Below are 15,293 nucleotides of genomic sequence, written 5' to 3' on the forward strand. Positions count from 1 at the left end.
TGTTCGTTATAACGAACAACGCTCTTTTGGGTGTTCCGATGGGTCTCTTGATACCGCGTTTTCGCCCTTTAGTTCAAACGAATTCGTGATTTACCCCAAGAACCCGACCGGAAGACCGAACGTTTGGAACAGCGAACAGACAGCAACGGGAGCAGATGCGATGCGCTACTTTCCGATCTTCATTGACCTCCAGGACAGGCCCGTCACCGTGGTGGGCGGCACAGAGGAGGCATTGCGCAAGGTGCGTTTGCTGCTGAAGACGGGTGCCGTCCTCAACATCATCGCCCCTGCCCTGCATGAGGAACTCGCCGCCGAGCCTCGCGTCAACTGGATCGCCAAGGGCTATCACGCAGGCCTGCTCGACGGTGCGGCGCTTGTCTATTCCGCCGATGCCGACCTCAACGAGCGCGTGGCAGAAGATGCCAAGGCGCTGGGCATTCCGGTGAATGCTGTCGACAACCCCGACATCTCGACCTTCATCGTGCCCTCCATCGTCGACCGTGACCCGGTCGTCGTGGCCATCGGCACCGAAGGCACGGCCCCGATCCTGGGCCAGGGACTGAGGGCGCGCATCGACGCCATGCTGCCGCAGGCGCTTGGCGATCTCGCCACGGCCGCAGCAGGATTGCGTCACCGCGTGGCCGAGGCCATTCCGCCTGGTAATCGCCGCCGTTCCTTCTGGTACCGCTTCTTTTTTGGCGACGTGCGCGAGGCCTTCATCGCCGGAGAATCCTGCAGCTACCTCGCGGGCGTCGAGAACCTGTTCTCGGCCGATGCGCAGGCGCCGCAGGGTCGCGTCGCCTTCGTCAGCCTTGGCTCGGAAGATCCGGAACTCCTCACCATCAAGGCGCAGCGCAAGCTGCAGGAAGCCGACGTGATCGTGCATGACCGCGCCGTGCCGCAAGCGGTCCTCGAACTCGCCCGCCGCGACGCCGTGCGCATGCCCGTCAAGGGCGAACTCTATGACGGTGCCACCGACCTCCTGCTTGCAGAAGCCAAGGCTGGCAAGCTCGTGGTGCGCCTCTCCAGCGACGTGTCTCTGGAAGAGACCGTGTCGGTCGCCGCCGAAGGCATCGCCTTTGAAACCGTTCCTTCGGTGCCGCAGCCCAAACCCGCCGAAGTGATCGCATTCCCCGTCCGCGAGGACATTCGTGAAGACATTCTGAGAGCCGCATCATGACGACAACTGAAAAGGGACAACTGGTCACCGCCAATCGCCTACGCGACGGCATCGCCGTGTTCCTCACCCGTGGCGGTGACTGGAGCGAGGTGATCGACGAGGCGGTGCTGGCACTGGAGCCGCAGGCCGCCGCCGCACTCGAGGCGCGCGCCCGCGACGACGAGAAGAAGACCATCGTGACGGGGGCCTATCTCGTCGATGCCGAACGCCTGGAAGGCCGCGTGCGCGCCGCGCATATCCGCGAGCGCATGCGGGCTCTGGGACCCACCGTGAGACTGGACCTCGGCAAGCAGTCCGAGGGCAAGGGCGCAGGCTTCGCCGCCCCCGAAGGAGAGTGATTTCAGATGTACCGCTACGACGAGTTCGACCACCAGTTTGTGCGTGAGCGCACCATCCAGTTCCGCAACCAGACGGAACGCCGTCTGTCGGGTGCACTGACCGAGGACGAGTTCCGCCCGCTGCGCCTGATGAACGGCCTTTACCTGCAGCTTCACGCCTACATGCTGCGCGTCGCCATTCCCTATGGCACCTTGTCGGGCCGGCAGATGCGGCAGCTCGCCTACATCGCCGAGAAATGGGACAAGGGCTATGGCCATTTCACCACACGCCAGAACATCCAGTACAACTGGGTGAAGCTCGAGGACGCACCCGACATTCTCGATGCTCTCGCCGAAGTTGAGATGCACGCCATCCAGACCTCCGGCAACTGCATCCGCAATGTGACGACCGACCATTGGGCAGGTGCTGCTGCGGATGAAATCGCAGACCCCCGGCCAGTCGGTGAACTGCTGCGCCAGTGGTCGTCGCTGCACCCCGAGTTCTCCTTCCTGCCGAGGAAGTTCAAGATCGCGGTGACGGGTGCGCCCCATGACCGTGCGGCGGTGAAGGTGCATGACATTGGCCTGCGCCTGCACAAGAACGATGCGGGCGAGATCGGCTGGGAAGTGATTGTCGGCGGTGGCCTCGGCCGCACGCCGATGGTGGGCGTCACGGTGCGTGACTTCCTGCCCCAGCATGAACTGATCGGCTATCTCGAAGCCATCATGCGCGTCTACAATCTCTATGGCCGCCGCGACAACAAGTACAAGGCGCGCATCAAGATCCTCGTCCATGAAATCGGTGCTGACAAGTTCAAGTCGGAAGTCGAGGCCGAATATGCCCGACGGCCGCACCCGACCACGGAAGTGGAAGAGCGCGAGCTTGCGCGCATCGCCGCCTATTTTGCGCCGCCTGTCTTCGAGAAGCTGCCACGCTGGTCAGCCTCCTTCGAGGAAGCCAAGCTTGCCAACCCGGGTTTCGCCCGCTGGGCCAAGAACAATCTTGGGCCCCATCGCGTCGATGGCTACGCCATCGTCAACATCTCGCTGAAGCCGGAGGGCGGCATCCCCGGTGATGCGACGGGCGACCAGATGCGCGTCATGGCGGAACTGGCCGAGCGCTTCGGCAATGATGAGCTGCGCGTCAGCCACGCCCAGAACATCGTACTACCGCATGTGAAGAGGGACGACCTGCTGACCGTCTACCAGGCGCTGGACAAGGCCGACCTCGCGGCAGCGAACTATGGCCTCGCGGGCGACATCATCGCCTGCCCCGGCCTCGACTACTGCGCGCTGGCCACTGCACGTTCGATCCCTGTTGCACAGGCGATCTCGCGGAAGTTCGCCGACTCGCAGAAGCAGGACGAGATCGGCAAGCTCAAGATCAACATATCGGGCTGCATCAACGCCTGCGGCCACCACCACGTGGGCCACATCGGTATCCTCGGCCTCGACAAGAAGGGCGAGGAATTCTACCAGATCACGCTCGGTGGATCGTCTGCCGAGAGCGCATCGATCGGCACCATCCTCGGACCAGGCTTCGCCGGCCATGAGGTGGCGGACGCGATCGAAACCATCCTCGACACCTATCTCAAGCATCGTGAAGCCGGTGAGGAATTCCTCGCCACCTACCGCCGTCTCGGACCGAAGCCCTTCAAGGAGGCTCTCTATGCCACTGCTTAAGAACAACGTGCTGGTCGCCGACACCTGGATCAACGCAGAGGCCGAAGGCGATCTCCCCGCTTCGGGCGACGTGATCGTGCCCTTCGCGCGACTGCTCAAGGACTGGGGCGAGCTTTCGGAACGTTCTGGCAAGCTGGGCCTCAGGCTGTCGAACACCGACCGCCCAGAGGCGCTTGGCACCTTCCTGCCGCGCCTCTCGCTGATCGTGCTTCCCTTCCCCGCCTTCAACGACGGTCGCGCCTATTCGATCGCGCGGTCCTTGCGCGAGATGGGTTATCGCGGCGAGCTGCGCGCCACCGGCAACGTGTTGCCGGACCAGCTGCAGTTCATGCTGCAGGTTGGCTTCGATGCCTTCGAGATCGGCGAGCGCTTCCCGCTGGAGACATGGCAGAAGGCGTCGCGCCAAATGTCACTGGCCTATCAGCGTGGCTTGTTCCGCCGTGGTTCCGAGGCCGAGATCTGGACCGAGCGCCACACTGATGCCGAACCCTGGCTCGAACAGCCCCACGCCGGCTGAACCGCCATGGAGAGGACCATCTTCGAAAGCTACGCAGGCCTCGAGGGCCAGCAGCTGCTGGGACCGATCCTGCGTGATTTCGCGGGCAAGGCCGCCGTCGTCTCGTCCTTCGGGGCGGAGTCGGCGGTGCTGCTCCACATGGTCTCGCAAGTGGACAAGGCGACGCCCGTCATCTTCCTCGATACGGGCAAGCACTTCTGGGAGACGCTGTCATACCGCGCCAAGCTGATCGACCAGCTGGGCCTTACCGGCGTGCGCATCATCACGCCGGACGCCGCCGAACTTGCCGGTCAGGATGCCGACGGCACGCTGCACAAGACCAACGCCGACGCCTGCTGCCACATCCGCAAGACCATTCCACTGGCCAAGGCACTGGAAGGCTTCGAGGTCACCATCTCTGGTCGCAAGCGCTATCATGGTGCTGCGCGCGCAACGCTGGACTTTCTGTCGATCGCTGACGGCCGCCTGAAGGTGGAGCCCCTCGCCGGCTTCTCCGCGCTCGATATTGCGGCCTACATGAAGGCACATGACCTGCCGCCCCATCCGCTCACCGAGATTGGCTATTTTTCGATCGGTTGCGAGCCCTGCACGCAGGCCGGCGGCACGGCTGCCGACCCGCGCGCCGGTCGCTGGGCAGGCTCAGCCAAGACCGAGTGCGGCATCCACTGGACGCATAATAACAAGACCATCGCCGCGCCTTCCAGCACGGCACACTGAACGTCAGTCCACTTCGTCGGACGGTACGATCCAGCTTTCCTTCAAAGCCGCCTCGCGCCACGACGAGAAGGCGGGGGTATTGAGGATCGTGTTCATGTAGGCGCGCGTGTCTTCCGCCACCGGGATGGCAAATGTCTCGAAGCGTGAGACCACGGGCGTATACATCGCGTCAGCGATCGAGAACTTTCCAAACAGGAACTTGCCACCCTTGCCGAACTTGGCCCGGCAGTCGCGCCAGAGCTGCTCGATGCGGGCAATGTCGCGCTTTGCAGCATCGTTCAGTGGCACAGGCTTTGGCTTGCGCCGGATGTTCATCGGGCAGGCATTGCGCAGCGCGCTGAAGCCTGCGTGCATCTCGTTCGACACGGCGCGTGCCATGGCACGGGCCGAAATGGTTTTCGGCCAAAGGTTCTTCTCGGGGAAGAGCTCGGCCAGGTATTCCATGATGGCGAGGGATTCCCAGACCACCTGCCGGCCGTGATAGAGAACCGGCACGCGGCCTGCCGCAGAATGCTCCGCGATCAGTTTTGCCGTTTCCGGCGTGTCGAGGGGTATCACCGTTTCGCGGAAGGGAATTCCGGTCATGGAAAGCGCCATCCACGGTCGTAGTGACCACGATGAATAGTTCTTGTTGCCGATGACGAGGTGGATGTTGCTCACTTCTTTTCCACCTTCTCGACCGGCCCGCCCGCTTCCTTCCACGCCCCGAAGCCGCCCTTCAGGTTCATGACGGGCTTCAACCCCATGCGCTGCAACACCAGCGTGGCCAGCAGCGAGCGCCAGCCTGACGCGCAATGGATGATGAACTTCTTCTCTTCCGCGAAGATGGGCTTGTGATAGGGGCTCTCGGGATCGACCCAGAATTCCAGCATGCCGCGTGGCGCGTGGAAGGAACCGGGAATGCGTCCCTCGCGCTCGATCTCACGCGGGTCGCGGATGTCGATGATGGCGACGTCGGGCTGGCCCAGCACGGCAATCGCATCGGCGGTGGAAATGCTGTCGACCTGGGCCTCGGCCTCGGCCATCAGTTGCTTGTGGCCCACGACGATGTTCTGTGGCATTCGGTCCCCCCATTGTTCTTTCCCGTTTCCTCGCCTGTCTGCGGCAGGCCCGTCAAGTGAAATGCCTTCACCTAACAGTTTACGCCATCCGACAATCGTCGACCTGCTCAAGATTGTGCTGCTTGGGGCAATCTGGGGTTCGGCTTTCCTCGCGATCAAGCTCTCCGTTCACGAGACCGGCCCCCTGTGGCTGGTGATGATCCGGGTTGCCATCGCCTTCCTGCCCATCGCGCTCTTCGCCTGGTGGCGGAAAGACCCGCTGCCGCCAACTCGCCATGACTGGCTGGTCATCATCGCTATGAGCCTGCTCAACACCGTGGGGCCGTTCTTCCTCATCTCGTGGGCAGAGCTGCATATTCCGGCGGGCGTCACCTCGCTGATCATGGGTGTAGGGCCACTCGCCACCATGGTGGCAGCGCATTTCACGACGCCTGACGACCGTTTCACCGGCGGCAAGATCACAGGCATGGTCCTGGGCTTCGCCGGGTTGGCCTTCGTGGTCGGGCCTGAGCTTTCGCAAGGCATCGGATTTGATGCACTGGCCTATGCGGCGGTGTGGACGGGCATGCTGTGCTACGTGGCGGCGGGAACGCTCATCCGCTTCGTGCGGCGCACCTCCGTGCCGATGATGACGGCGGTGAACATGGGGGTGGGCGTCATCGCCCTCACGCCGCTCGTCCTGCTGGCGCGCGACCCGCTGCCGCATCTCTCCGGCACGGCCATGTTGGCGGCTCTCTATCTCGGCCTCGTGTGTACCGGGCTTGCCTACCTGCTGCGCGCCAACATCACCGTCACGGTGGGCCAGAGCTTCATGAGCATGGCGAGCTATTTCATGCCGGTATCGGGCGTGCTGCTGGCCTGGGCGGTGCTGGGAGAGCCGATCACCTGGCACATCATCGCCGCACTCGCCTGCGTGATCGGCGGATTCCTCGTCTCCCGGAGGAAGCCCGCTACAGCGACTTCGGCAAATAGCGCCAGGCCACGTAGCCCACGGCGGCCAGCGCCCCGGAAAGGATGACGAAGACCGCCCCGATCGGCAGCCAAAGCAGCGCGATGGCGAAGACGAAGGCCGGGATGAGTTCAGAGCAGTCGATATAGGTACGGTAGACCGCCGCCATCTTCTGGCGCTCATGGTGGCGCACGGCGCGCAGGAAGGGAATGCCCCCCACCCCGTCGATGGCAGAGGCCGCCACCGACCCCGCCAGCAGGCAGGCGATAGCTACATAGGGTGATGACGTTCCCGCCAGCCCAGCCGCCAGCGAGGCCACCGCACAGACGCTGAAGGCCACCACCAGCACCGCCCGAACGCCATAGCTCCGCGCGAAGCGCCCGGCGACCCAGGCGGTGACCAGCAGCACCTGGCTTCCCGAGATCATGAAGCCGCCAACCCGCTTGTCGAGGCCTGCTTCCACCAGCAGCAGCGGGCCATAGATGAAGAATGTGGTCCAGAAGCAGGAGCGCCCGAAGGCGATGAGCCAGGCAAGCCTCAGTCGCGGCTGCGCAAGGAAGCGCCTGACGTTCACCAGCGGATTGAAGCCCTCGAGATTGCCTGCTGGCAAGGCATTGGAATTGTCGGACAGTCGGAGCCACCAGAACAGCACCAGCAAGGCCGCCGCCGCGGCGATGGCCACCAGCTGCGGCCCCCATGGCCCGAAACTCACGTAGAGCGAGACCCCAAGTGCGGGCCCAATTGTCCATGATGCGGTGGACAGACTGAGCCGGATCGGCTCGGAGCGGGCGAGATCTGTCCGCTTGATGTTCTCCATGATGTAGAGCTGCAAGGTGATATTCAACACCGCCGCACCGAGGTTGCGCAGCAGCATGCCAAAAGCCTGGCCCGCCAGCACATGGCTTGCCAGCGCAAGGCTGGCGGCCATCATCATGCAGATGCCCAGCGTATAGGCCCAGCGGCGGCGCATGCGGCCAAGCAGGAAGGGCAGCAGCAGCGTGGCACTCAGCACGCTGAGCGACACCACGGTGGACAGCATGCTGACCTTTTGCGCGGCGCCGAGAATGTCATAGGCCTGCAGCGAGATGACCGTGGAATTGAGCGAACGCACGAAGCTTTCGACCGCAAACAGCGATGCGAAGGTATAGGCGCCAGCGCGGCGCGGCAGCGGAAAGTCGGTTGTCGTGGCGTCGGTCGGCATGGTTGCTGTGAACCACACGAGCATTTTTCCGGGCTGATCCGCAATGGTCCCCGTCGCTGACCCACATGACGGAAAGGTATGGCTTGAGGCCGTCACAAGCCGGGGATAGACAGGGCCATGTCCAACTCCGAAAAGCTGCACGTCGCTTTCATTTCCATGGGCGCCAGCGCCCTGCTGGCGGGGTCGAAGCTGTTCGCGGCCATGTTCACCGGCTCGCTGGGCATCCTGTCCGAGGCGATCCACAGCGTGATCGACTTCGGCGCCACCATCGTCACCTATCTCGCCCTGCGCGTCAGCGACCGCCCGGCCGATGACGAGCACCACTATGGCCACGCCAAGGTGGAAAGCGTGGCGGCACTGGTGGAGACGGCGCTGCTGTTCCTCACCACCGGCTGGGTGGCCTGGGAGGCGATCCGCCGCCTGCTGGGCGAGGAAACCCACACGGTGGAGGTGACCTGGTGGGCGGTCGCCATCATTGCGGGCTCGATCATTATCGACTTCAATCGAGCCCGCGCGCTGAAGCGCGTTGCCGAGAAGACCTCCAGCGAGGCGCTGGAGGCTGATGCGCTGCACTTCTCCTCCGACATGTGGAGTTCCGTGGTCGTGCTGCTGGGCCTCGGGGCTGTCTGGCTCGGCCTACCGGCGGCGGACTCGATTGCCGCCCTCGTCGTTTCCGTCTTCATTGCTCATGCCGGCTGGCAACTGGGCGCACGCACCATGAACACCCTGCTCGACGCAGCACCCGCAGGCGCCACCGAGATCGTGCGTGACCTCGTCAACGACGTCCACGGCGTGCTGGCGCTGAAGTCGATCCGATTGCGCCCGGCAGGCGCGACCATGTTCACTTCCATCGTTGTTGAGGTGGCCCGCACCATGCCGATCGACGACATCGTCAAGACCAAGAACGCCATCACCGCCGCGGTGCAGGAGCGCTTTCCCAATGCCGACATTACGGTGACGGCCAACCCCGTGGCACTGGACAGCGAGACAGTATTCCAGAAGGTCATGCTCATCGCCAGCCGGCGCAACCTCGCCATCCACCACCTCAATGCCCAGCAGATCGACGGCAGGCTGGCAATCAGCTTCGACCTCGAGGTGGACGGCTCGATGCCGCTGGGCGAGGCCCATGACAAGGCGACCGACCTCGAAGATGCGATCCGCAATGAACTTGGCAGCGATGCCGAGGTCGAGAGCCACATCGAGCCGCAGCCTGACCGCATGTTGCAGGGCCACGACGCACCAGCTGGCCTCACGGCGGAAGTCTCAGCCGCCCTGCTGGCGCTTGCCGCGGCCCATCCGCGGCTCAGCGACGTCCATTCGATCAGGCTGCGCCACAACGAGGAAGGGCTGTTCCTGCATTATCACTGCCGCTGCTCGCCCGATGACACGGTGGAGCAGATCCATGACGAGATCGACCGCGTCGAGGCGGGCCTCAAGGACCGCTTCCAGGACATCCGACGGGTGATTGCCCATGCGGAGCCACTGGGAGCGGAGAACCACGCGCTCTAGCTGTTGCCGTTGCCCGGGTCCCGGTCCATGTCCTCGCCCACCCGGGACAGGCGCTTGATGCGCTCGATCTCGGTCGGCGGCACCTCGACCCGGTGGGCAAAACCGAAGGCCTCGTAATAGGCGAACTCCAGCGGCACCATGATGGTGTGCAACTGAACGGAGCGCGCCAGGTTGCGCATCTCGAGGATCATGTCGGCGAGGTACTCCGCCGTGTCCCGCTGGCGGTCTGCAAGGCTTGGCACCGGCTTCATGCCCGCCGTCACCAGAATGGGGGTAGGCTTGGGAGCCTCTGCACGCCGTCTGTTCATGCCGTCCTCCAGTTGCGTCAGTTTCTAGATTCGCACTCTAAACGTGCTTATGAGGATTTAAAGCAACCTAAACTTGAATGGAGCTTGCATCGGTTAGAAAATTGCCTCGGCTTGAACCCGACGGGCGATGCCTATATGAGGCCCTGAAACCTGAACGGGACCATGTATGACAGTCGTCGTCGTTGAATCACCGGCCAAGGCCAAGACCATCAACAAGTATTTGGGCAAGGATTTCAAGGTCCTGGCCTCTTATGGTCATGTCCGAGACCTGCCCGCCAAGGATGGTTCGGTGCGCCCCGACGCCGATTTCGAGATGGATTGGGAGGTCGACGGCAAGTCCGCCAAGCGTCTGGCGGACATTGCGGCAGCCCTCAAGACCGACGACCGTCTGATCCTCGCCACCGACCCTGACCGCGAGGGCGAGGCCATTTCCTGGCACGTCATGGAGGTTCTGCGGAAGAAAGGCGCGCTCAAGGGCAAGGCCGTGCAGCGTGTGGTGTTCAACGCCATCACCAAGTCATCCGTGCTGGAAGCCATGCAGCACCCGCGTGACGTCGACGTGCCGCTGGTCGATGCCTATCTGGCGCGCCGGGCGCTGGACTATCTCGTCGGCTTCTCGCTCTCCCCCGTCCTCTGGCGCAAACTGCCGGGCTCGCGTTCGGCGGGCCGCGTGCAATCGGTGGCGCTGCGCCTGATCTGTGACCGTGAATTGGAGATCGAGGCGTTCCGCGCCCAGGAATACTGGACCATCGACGGCACCTTCGTGACGCCGAAGGGTCACGAGTTCCAGGCCTTCCTCAACGCCATCGGCGACAAGAAGCTCGGCAAGCTCGACCTCAATGACGAGGCCTCGGCCCGCGCCGTCGAGCAGGCGGTCAAGGGCCAGCCCTTCAAGGTGGACTCGATTGAATCGAAGCCCGCCAAGCGCAACCCCTACCCGCCCTTCCGCACCTCGACGCTCCAGCAGGAGGCCTCGCGAAAGCTTGGCTTCTCGTCTGCCCGCACCATGCAGATCGCCCAGCGCCTCTATGAGGGCGTCGAGCTCGGCGGCGAGACGGTGGGCCTCATCACCTATATGCGTACCGACGGCGTCGACATGGCGCCCGAGGCCATTGCCGCCACGCGCAACGCCATCCTCAAGAACTTCGGCGAGCCCTATGTGCCGCCCACCCCGCGCCTCTACACCACCAAGGCCAAGAACGCGCAGGAGGCCCACGAGGCGATCCGCCCGACCGAGATGTCCCGCCACCCCAACGAGGTGCGCCGTGTGCTCGATGAAGACCAGTTTGCGCTCTACGACCTGATCTGGAAGCGCACCATCGCCTCTCAGATGGAGAGTGCGGAGCTCGAGCGCACCACTGCCGATATCGGCACCGACGGCAAGGACGGCAAGCACTACACCTTCCGCGCCAATGGCTCGGTGGTGAAGTTCGACGGCTTCCTAAAGGTCTATACCGAGGGCCTCGATGACGGCGAGGACGAGGACTCGAAGCGCCTGCCCGCCATGGCGCGCGGCGACTCCGTTGGCGTCAAGAAGATCGAGGGCATACAGCATTTCACCGAGCCGCCGCCGCGCTATTCGGAAGCCTCGCTCATCAAGAAGATGGAAGAGCTCGGCATCGGCCGCCCCTCCACCTATGTGTCCATCATGGAAACGCTGCGCACACGCGGCTATGTGCGGCTCGACAAGAAGCGGCTGATCCCCGAGGACAAGGGCCGCGTCGTCACCGCCTTCCTTGAAAGCTTCTTCCGCCGCTACGTGGAATATGACTTCACCGCCGACCTCGAGGAGAAGCTCGACAAGGTCTCGGCCGGCGAGATCGACTGGAAGCAGGTGCTGCGTGACTTCTGGGTCGACTTCACGGCCGCACTTGCCGACGTCAAGGAACTGCGCGTCACCAACGTGCTGGATTCTCTCAATGTCATCCTCGCCCCACACATCTTCCCGCCGCGCGAAGATGGCGGTGATGCCCGCGCCTGCCCGTCCTGCGGTGGTGGTCAGCTCTCCCTCAAGCTCGGCAAGTTCGGCTCCTTCATCGGCTGCTCGAACTACCCCGAGTGCAAGTTCACGCGGCCCATGTCACCCGGTGCGGAAGGCTCGGAAGCGGTTCCCGCCGAAGGCGTGCTGCTCGGTGTCGACCCCGAGACCGGAGAGAAGGTCACGCGCCGCCTCGGCCGCTTCGGGCCCTACCTCCAGCTTGGCGAGGCCGTTGAAGGCGAGAAGCCGCAGCGTGCCTCCATCCCGCGCAACAAGAAGCCCGAGGAGATCACGCTCGAAGAGGCGTTGAAGCTCCTGTCGCTGCCGCGTGAAGTTGGCATCCATCCGGAATCCGGCAAGCCCATCGTCGCCAACTTCGGCCGCTTCGGACCCTTCGTGCTGCATGACGGCACCTATGCCAATCTCGAAAGCCCGGAGGATGTCTTCACCATCGGCATCAACCGCGCGGTGGACATCATCGCCGAGAAGAAGCTCCGCGGCTTCCAGCGCCCCAAGGCAGGCGCGCTGAAGGATCTGGGCCCGCATCCCTCAGGCGGCGGCAACGTCCAGGTGATGAAGGGCAAGTACGGCCCCTATGTGAAGTTCGGCAAGGTTAACGCCACGCTGCCGAAGGACAAGGACCCGGAACAGCTGACCATGGACGAAGCCGTGGCGCTCATCACCGAGCGCGAGGGCAAGAGCCCGGTGAAGAAGAAGGCGCCTGCGAAAAAGGCTGCGCCCAAGAAGGCTGCTGCAAAGAAGGCTCCGGCAAAGAAGGCCGCTTCCAAGAAGCCGGCGAAGAAGGCAGCAAAGAAAGCAGTCAAGCCGCCGAAGGAAGCGGCCTGACGGTCACGCGCCTTCGCTGCCCACCGTTCATCATGCCCGGACTCGTTCCGGGCATCTTCCTTTGCACGGTCACCCAAAGAGGATCGCCGGGACAAGCCCGGCGATGATGCTTTGAGGGGACTTGGCGCGCCCTACTTCAGCTTCTTGATAATCATCTTCAGCTCCGGCTCCTCGACGGCCTTGGCAGCATCCGTAATCGAGAACCACTGCATGCGGCGCTGGCCTTGCTCGGGCCATTCCCGGTGCTGCACCATCCGCTCCAGCGCAAAAACCGTGACGCGGGTCGGCTGCACCTTGCCATCGTCCACCCGCTTTCCATATTCGAATTCACCGATCGGCTTACTGCTCATCATGCCGCCGAGGCCAGCCTCTTCATAGGCTTCGCGCGCGGCGGCCTGAGATGGCGTAAGGCCCCTGATCGGCCAGCCCTTGGGGATCACCCAGCGCCCTGTATCGCGGGAGGTAATGAGCATGACCTCAAGGCCCCCGCCGCTGTAGCGCCAGGGCAGCGCGCCATACTGTTTTTTGGTTGCCGGTTTCGCCACAGCACCTTTCCAGAACAATCGATTCACACTCCCGGAAGAATGTGACCAGAAGCGACTCTAACATCGATGAAGAGCAAGATTGATATCCACTTGTGGCTTTCAAGACCTTTTCTAGAGAAAAATTCACGTGAAGACGTCATTTTGATTCGTGCCTGCTGCTGGAAACTTCGGGCAATCCGCTGGATTTCAGGCCTGAAACGCGGTTAATCCTTGAACCATGGCAAAACGCCCCGCAGCAAAACCGCAGCTCCCCACCGAAACGGAGATCCTGGAGTTCATCCAGTCCTCGCCGTCGATCGTCGGCAAGCGCGAGATCTCGCGCCATTTCGACGTCAAGGGCGGCGACAACATCGGCCTCAAGGCACTGCTGAAGCGCATGGAGGAGAAGGGCCTGCTGGCCAAGCGCGCGCGCAAGTTGATCGATCGGTCATCCTTGCCACCGGTCACAGTGCTGGAGGTGATCGGCACCGACAATGACGGCGAGGCCTATGCCGAACCCGTGGAATGGGACGAGCGCCAGGCGGGCAAGCCGCCGCATGTGGTGATCGAAGGAACCGAGAAGGCACCGCGCAAGGGCGACCGGGTGCTGGCCAAGATCCAGCCCTCGAAGGACGGCCGCTACAAGTTCCGTGGTCGGGTCATCAAGCTGCTGTCCGATCGCACCAACAAGGTGCTGGGCGTGTTCCGTGTGCAGCCGGGCCTCGGCGCCCGCATCATTCCGGTGGACAAGAAGGCCCGCCACGAGTTGCAGGTGAAGAAGGGCGACGAGAACGGCGCCGTCGACGGCGAGCTGGTCGAGGCCGAGATCATCAAGGATCGCGGCCAGGGCCTGCCCTCAGCCCGGGTGCGCGAGCGGCTCGGCAACATGAACGACCAGCGAAACATCTCGCTGATCGCCATCAACCACCACGGCATCCCCAACGAGTTCCCGGAGCGCGTGCTGCGCGAGTCCGAGGAGTTGAAGCCCTTTTCGCGCGAAGGCCGCACCGACCTGCGGCAGGTGCCGCTCCTCACCATCGACCCCAAGGACGCGCGCGACCATGACGACGCCGTTTGGGGCGAGATCGACGAAGCCACGGGCGGGGCCAACATCATCGTCGCCATTGCCGATGTTGCCGCCTATGTCCGCTCCGGCTCGTCACTCGACCGCGAGGCCCGCATCCGCGGCAACTCGGTCTATTTCCCCGATCGCGTGGTGCCGATGCTGCCCGAGCGCATCTCGAACGACCTGTGCTCGTTGCGCGAAAAGGAAGAGCGCCCGGCGCTTGCCTGCTACATGAGCTTCGACAAGTCGGGCCGGAAGACCAAGCACCGCTTCGAGCGCGTCATCATGCGCTCCGCTGCCAAGCTGTCCTACGAGGAGGCCCAGGCCGCCATCGACGGCCAGACGAACGACAAGACCGAAACACTGCTGGACGGCGTGCTGAAGCCCCTGTGGGCCGCCTATCGCGTGCTGATGAAGGGCCGCGATGCCCGGGAACCCCTCGAACTGGACCTCCCCGAGCGCAAGCTGGTGCTGGATGCCCATGGCCTGATCGAGCGCGTGGTCACGCCCAACCGCCTCGATGCCCACAAGCTGGTCGAGGAGTTCATGATCCAGGCCAATGTCGCCGCTGCCGAGGAGCTGGAAAACCGCAAGACGCCACTGATCTTCCGTGTGCATGACCAGCCGTCTGAGGAAAAGGTCCGGGCGCTGGCTGAATTCCTCCGCACCGTGAATATGTCCCTGCCCCTCGGCCAGGTTATGCGCCCCAAGCATTTCAATAAGTTACTGAAGGAAGTTGAGGGCAAGGATTATCAGCACGTCGTCAACGAGGTGGTGCTGAGGACGCAGGCGCAAGCCATCTACAGCCCGGAAAACAAGGGCCACTTCGGCCTGTCGCTGCGCCGTTATGCACATTTCACCTCGCCCATCCGCCGCTACGCCGACCTTGTCGTCCACCGGGCGCTGGTCACATCGCTTGGCTTCGGCGTCGACGGCCTGAGCGCCGATGACATCGCGCGGTTGCCTGAAACCGCCGAGATGATCTCGGATGCCGAGCGCCGCGCCATGGCGGCGGAGCGCGAGACCATCGACCGGCTGATTGCCGCCTTTCTCTCGAAGCACACCGGCGCCACCTTCAGGGGCCGCATCGGCGGCGTGGTGAGTGCGGGCCTGTTCGTGAAGCTCGATGACAATGGCGCCGACGGCTTCGTGCCCGTCACCACGCTCGGCCGCGAATACTTCGTCTATGACAAGGCCCGCCACGCCCTCATCGGTGAACGATCGGGTGACACCTACCAGATGGGCGACCGGCTGGAGGTGAAGCTGGTCGAGGCAACCCCGGTCTCCGGCGGGATGCGCTTCGAGGTCGTCTCGGAGGGCAAGGAAGGCAAGCCTGCCAACCGCAGGGTCGCGCGCACGGCGGCAAAGCCGTTCCGGGGTGGCAAGAAGCCAGCGAAGGGGCGGCGGCGGTAAGCTCCACCAGCAGGCCCTTGCGGC

The 15,293-nt window shown here is 63.6% G+C and carries 14 protein-coding genes; 9 read left to right on the forward strand and 5 right to left on the reverse strand.

Going from position 1 to position 15,293, the window contains the following annotated elements:
• Positions 1 to 160: 160 nt before the first annotated feature.
• The 5 genes from WCJ41_RS05760 to WCJ41_RS05780 are packed head-to-tail and all read left to right on the forward strand — an operon-like array spanning position 161 to position 4,414.
• Positions 161 to 1,180, forward strand: coding sequence for an NAD(P)-dependent oxidoreductase (locus WCJ41_RS05760; RefSeq protein ID WP_336904887.1), 1,020 nt, complete (start codon positions 161 to 163; stop codon positions 1,178 to 1,180).
• Positions 1,177 to 1,518, forward strand: coding sequence for a DUF2849 domain-containing protein (locus tag WCJ41_RS05765; RefSeq protein WP_336904888.1), 342 nt, complete (start codon positions 1,177 to 1,179; stop codon positions 1,516 to 1,518). The genes WCJ41_RS05760 and WCJ41_RS05765 overlap by 4 nt, the downstream gene beginning before the upstream one ends.
• A 6-nt stretch (positions 1,519 to 1,524) precedes the next feature.
• Entirely contained in the window at positions 1,525 to 3,180 is a 1,656-nt protein-coding gene (locus tag WCJ41_RS05770) for a nitrite/sulfite reductase (protein ID WP_336904889.1), read from the forward strand.
• Positions 3,167 to 3,697 carry a DUF934 domain-containing protein gene (locus tag WCJ41_RS05775; RefSeq protein WP_336904890.1) on the forward strand — a complete coding sequence of 177 codons (531 nt, stop codon included), beginning with the start codon at positions 3,167 to 3,169 and terminating at the stop codon, positions 3,695 to 3,697. The genes WCJ41_RS05770 and WCJ41_RS05775 overlap by 14 nt, the downstream gene beginning before the upstream one ends.
• Positions 3,698 to 3,703: 6 nt before the next feature.
• Complete coding sequence (locus tag WCJ41_RS05780) at positions 3,704 to 4,414, forward strand: phosphoadenylyl-sulfate reductase (protein WP_336904891.1); 711 nt, start codon at positions 3,704 to 3,706, stop codon at positions 4,412 to 4,414.
• Between the two features lie 3 nt (positions 4,415 to 4,417).
• On the opposite strand, the gene WCJ41_RS05785 is transcribed toward WCJ41_RS05780, so the two are convergent.
• Together WCJ41_RS05785 and WCJ41_RS05790 are read right to left on the reverse strand one after the other, a co-directional pair.
• Positions 4,418 to 5,065 carry a glutathione S-transferase family protein gene (locus WCJ41_RS05785; protein WP_336904912.1) on the reverse strand — a complete coding sequence of 216 codons (648 nt, stop codon included), beginning with the start codon at positions 5,063 to 5,065 and terminating at the stop codon, positions 4,418 to 4,420.
• A gap of 5 nt (positions 5,066 to 5,070) precedes the next feature.
• Complete coding sequence (locus tag WCJ41_RS05790; protein WP_336904892.1) at positions 5,071 to 5,475, reverse strand: rhodanese-like domain-containing protein; 405 nt, start codon at positions 5,473 to 5,475, stop codon at positions 5,071 to 5,073.
• Between the two features lie 61 nt (positions 5,476 to 5,536).
• Here WCJ41_RS05790 and WCJ41_RS05795 point away from each other — a divergent pair, with 61 nt between their 5' ends.
• Positions 5,537 to 6,493, forward strand: coding sequence for a DMT family transporter (locus WCJ41_RS05795; RefSeq protein ID WP_336904893.1), 957 nt, complete (start codon positions 5,537 to 5,539; stop codon positions 6,491 to 6,493).
• Here WCJ41_RS05795 and WCJ41_RS05800 read toward each other — a convergent pair.
• Positions 6,426 to 7,643 (reverse strand): MFS transporter, encoded by a 1,218-nt coding sequence (locus WCJ41_RS05800; protein WP_336904894.1) that lies wholly within the window; start codon positions 7,641 to 7,643, stop codon positions 6,426 to 6,428. The two genes, WCJ41_RS05795 and WCJ41_RS05800, sit on opposite strands and share 68 nt — an antisense overlap.
• A 99-nt stretch (positions 7,644 to 7,742) precedes the next feature.
• Between WCJ41_RS05800 and WCJ41_RS05805 the strand changes: the two genes are divergently transcribed.
• On the forward strand, positions 7,743 to 9,134 hold the full coding sequence (locus WCJ41_RS05805; RefSeq protein ID WP_336904895.1) for a cation diffusion facilitator family transporter: 1,392 nt from the start codon (positions 7,743 to 7,745) through the stop codon (positions 9,132 to 9,134).
• On the opposite strand, the gene WCJ41_RS05810 is transcribed toward WCJ41_RS05805, so the two are convergent.
• Entirely contained in the window at positions 9,131 to 9,442 is a 312-nt protein-coding gene (locus WCJ41_RS05810) for a hypothetical protein (protein ID WP_336904896.1), read from the reverse strand. The two genes, WCJ41_RS05805 and WCJ41_RS05810, sit on opposite strands and share 4 nt — an antisense overlap.
• Positions 9,443 to 9,608: 166 nt before the next feature.
• Here WCJ41_RS05810 and topA point away from each other — a divergent pair, with 166 nt between their 5' ends.
• On the forward strand, positions 9,609 to 12,266 hold the full coding sequence (gene topA, locus WCJ41_RS05815; RefSeq protein ID WP_336904897.1) for a type I DNA topoisomerase: 2,658 nt from the start codon (positions 9,609 to 9,611) through the stop codon (positions 12,264 to 12,266).
• 131 nt (positions 12,267 to 12,397) lie between these two features.
• Here topA and WCJ41_RS05820 read toward each other — a convergent pair whose 3' ends face one another.
• Positions 12,398 to 12,811, reverse strand: coding sequence for an NUDIX hydrolase (locus WCJ41_RS05820; RefSeq protein WP_336904898.1), 414 nt, complete (start codon positions 12,809 to 12,811; stop codon positions 12,398 to 12,400).
• 217 nt (positions 12,812 to 13,028) lie between these two features.
• Here WCJ41_RS05820 and rnr point away from each other — a divergent pair, with 217 nt between their 5' ends.
• A complete protein-coding gene (gene rnr / locus WCJ41_RS05825) occupies positions 13,029 to 15,269 on the forward strand; it encodes a ribonuclease R (protein WP_336904899.1) in 2,241 nt (746 codons plus the stop codon).
• Positions 15,270 to 15,293 lie beyond the last annotated feature (24 nt).

This window comes from Aestuariivirga sp. (genome assembly GCF_037139295.1).
GTDB lineage: Bacteria > Pseudomonadota > Alphaproteobacteria > Rhizobiales > Aestuariivirgaceae > Aestuariivirga.

Excerpts from the sequence above, each read along its gene's own strand:
- WCJ41_RS05805 (WP_336904895.1), top strand. The coding sequence starts at position 7,743 with ATGTCCAACTCCGAAAAGCTGCACGTCGCTTTCATTTCCATGGGCGCC.
- WCJ41_RS05765 (WP_336904888.1), top strand. The coding sequence starts at position 1,177 with ATGACGACAACTGAAAAGGGACAACTGGTCACCGCCAATCGCCTACGC.
- WCJ41_RS05780 (WP_336904891.1), top strand. The coding sequence starts at position 3,704 with ATGGAGAGGACCATCTTCGAAAGCTACGCAGGCCTCGAGGGCCAGCAG.
- WCJ41_RS05810 (WP_336904896.1), bottom strand. The coding sequence starts at position 9,442 with ATGAACAGACGGCGTGCAGAGGCTCCCAAGCCTACCCCCATTCTGGTG.
- WCJ41_RS05760 (WP_336904887.1), top strand. The coding sequence starts at position 161 with ATGCGCTACTTTCCGATCTTCATTGACCTCCAGGACAGGCCCGTCACC.
- rnr (WP_336904899.1), top strand. The coding sequence starts at position 13,029 with ATGGCAAAACGCCCCGCAGCAAAACCGCAGCTCCCCACCGAAACGGAG.
- WCJ41_RS05770 (WP_336904889.1), top strand. The coding sequence starts at position 1,525 with ATGTACCGCTACGACGAGTTCGACCACCAGTTTGTGCGTGAGCGCACC.
- WCJ41_RS05795 (WP_336904893.1), top strand. The coding sequence starts at position 5,537 with ATGCCTTCACCTAACAGTTTACGCCATCCGACAATCGTCGACCTGCTC.
- topA (WP_336904897.1), top strand. The coding sequence starts at position 9,609 with ATGACAGTCGTCGTCGTTGAATCACCGGCCAAGGCCAAGACCATCAAC.
- WCJ41_RS05775 (WP_336904890.1), top strand. The coding sequence starts at position 3,167 with ATGCCACTGCTTAAGAACAACGTGCTGGTCGCCGACACCTGGATCAAC.
- WCJ41_RS05790 (WP_336904892.1), bottom strand. The coding sequence starts at position 5,475 with ATGCCACAGAACATCGTCGTGGGCCACAAGCAACTGATGGCCGAGGCC.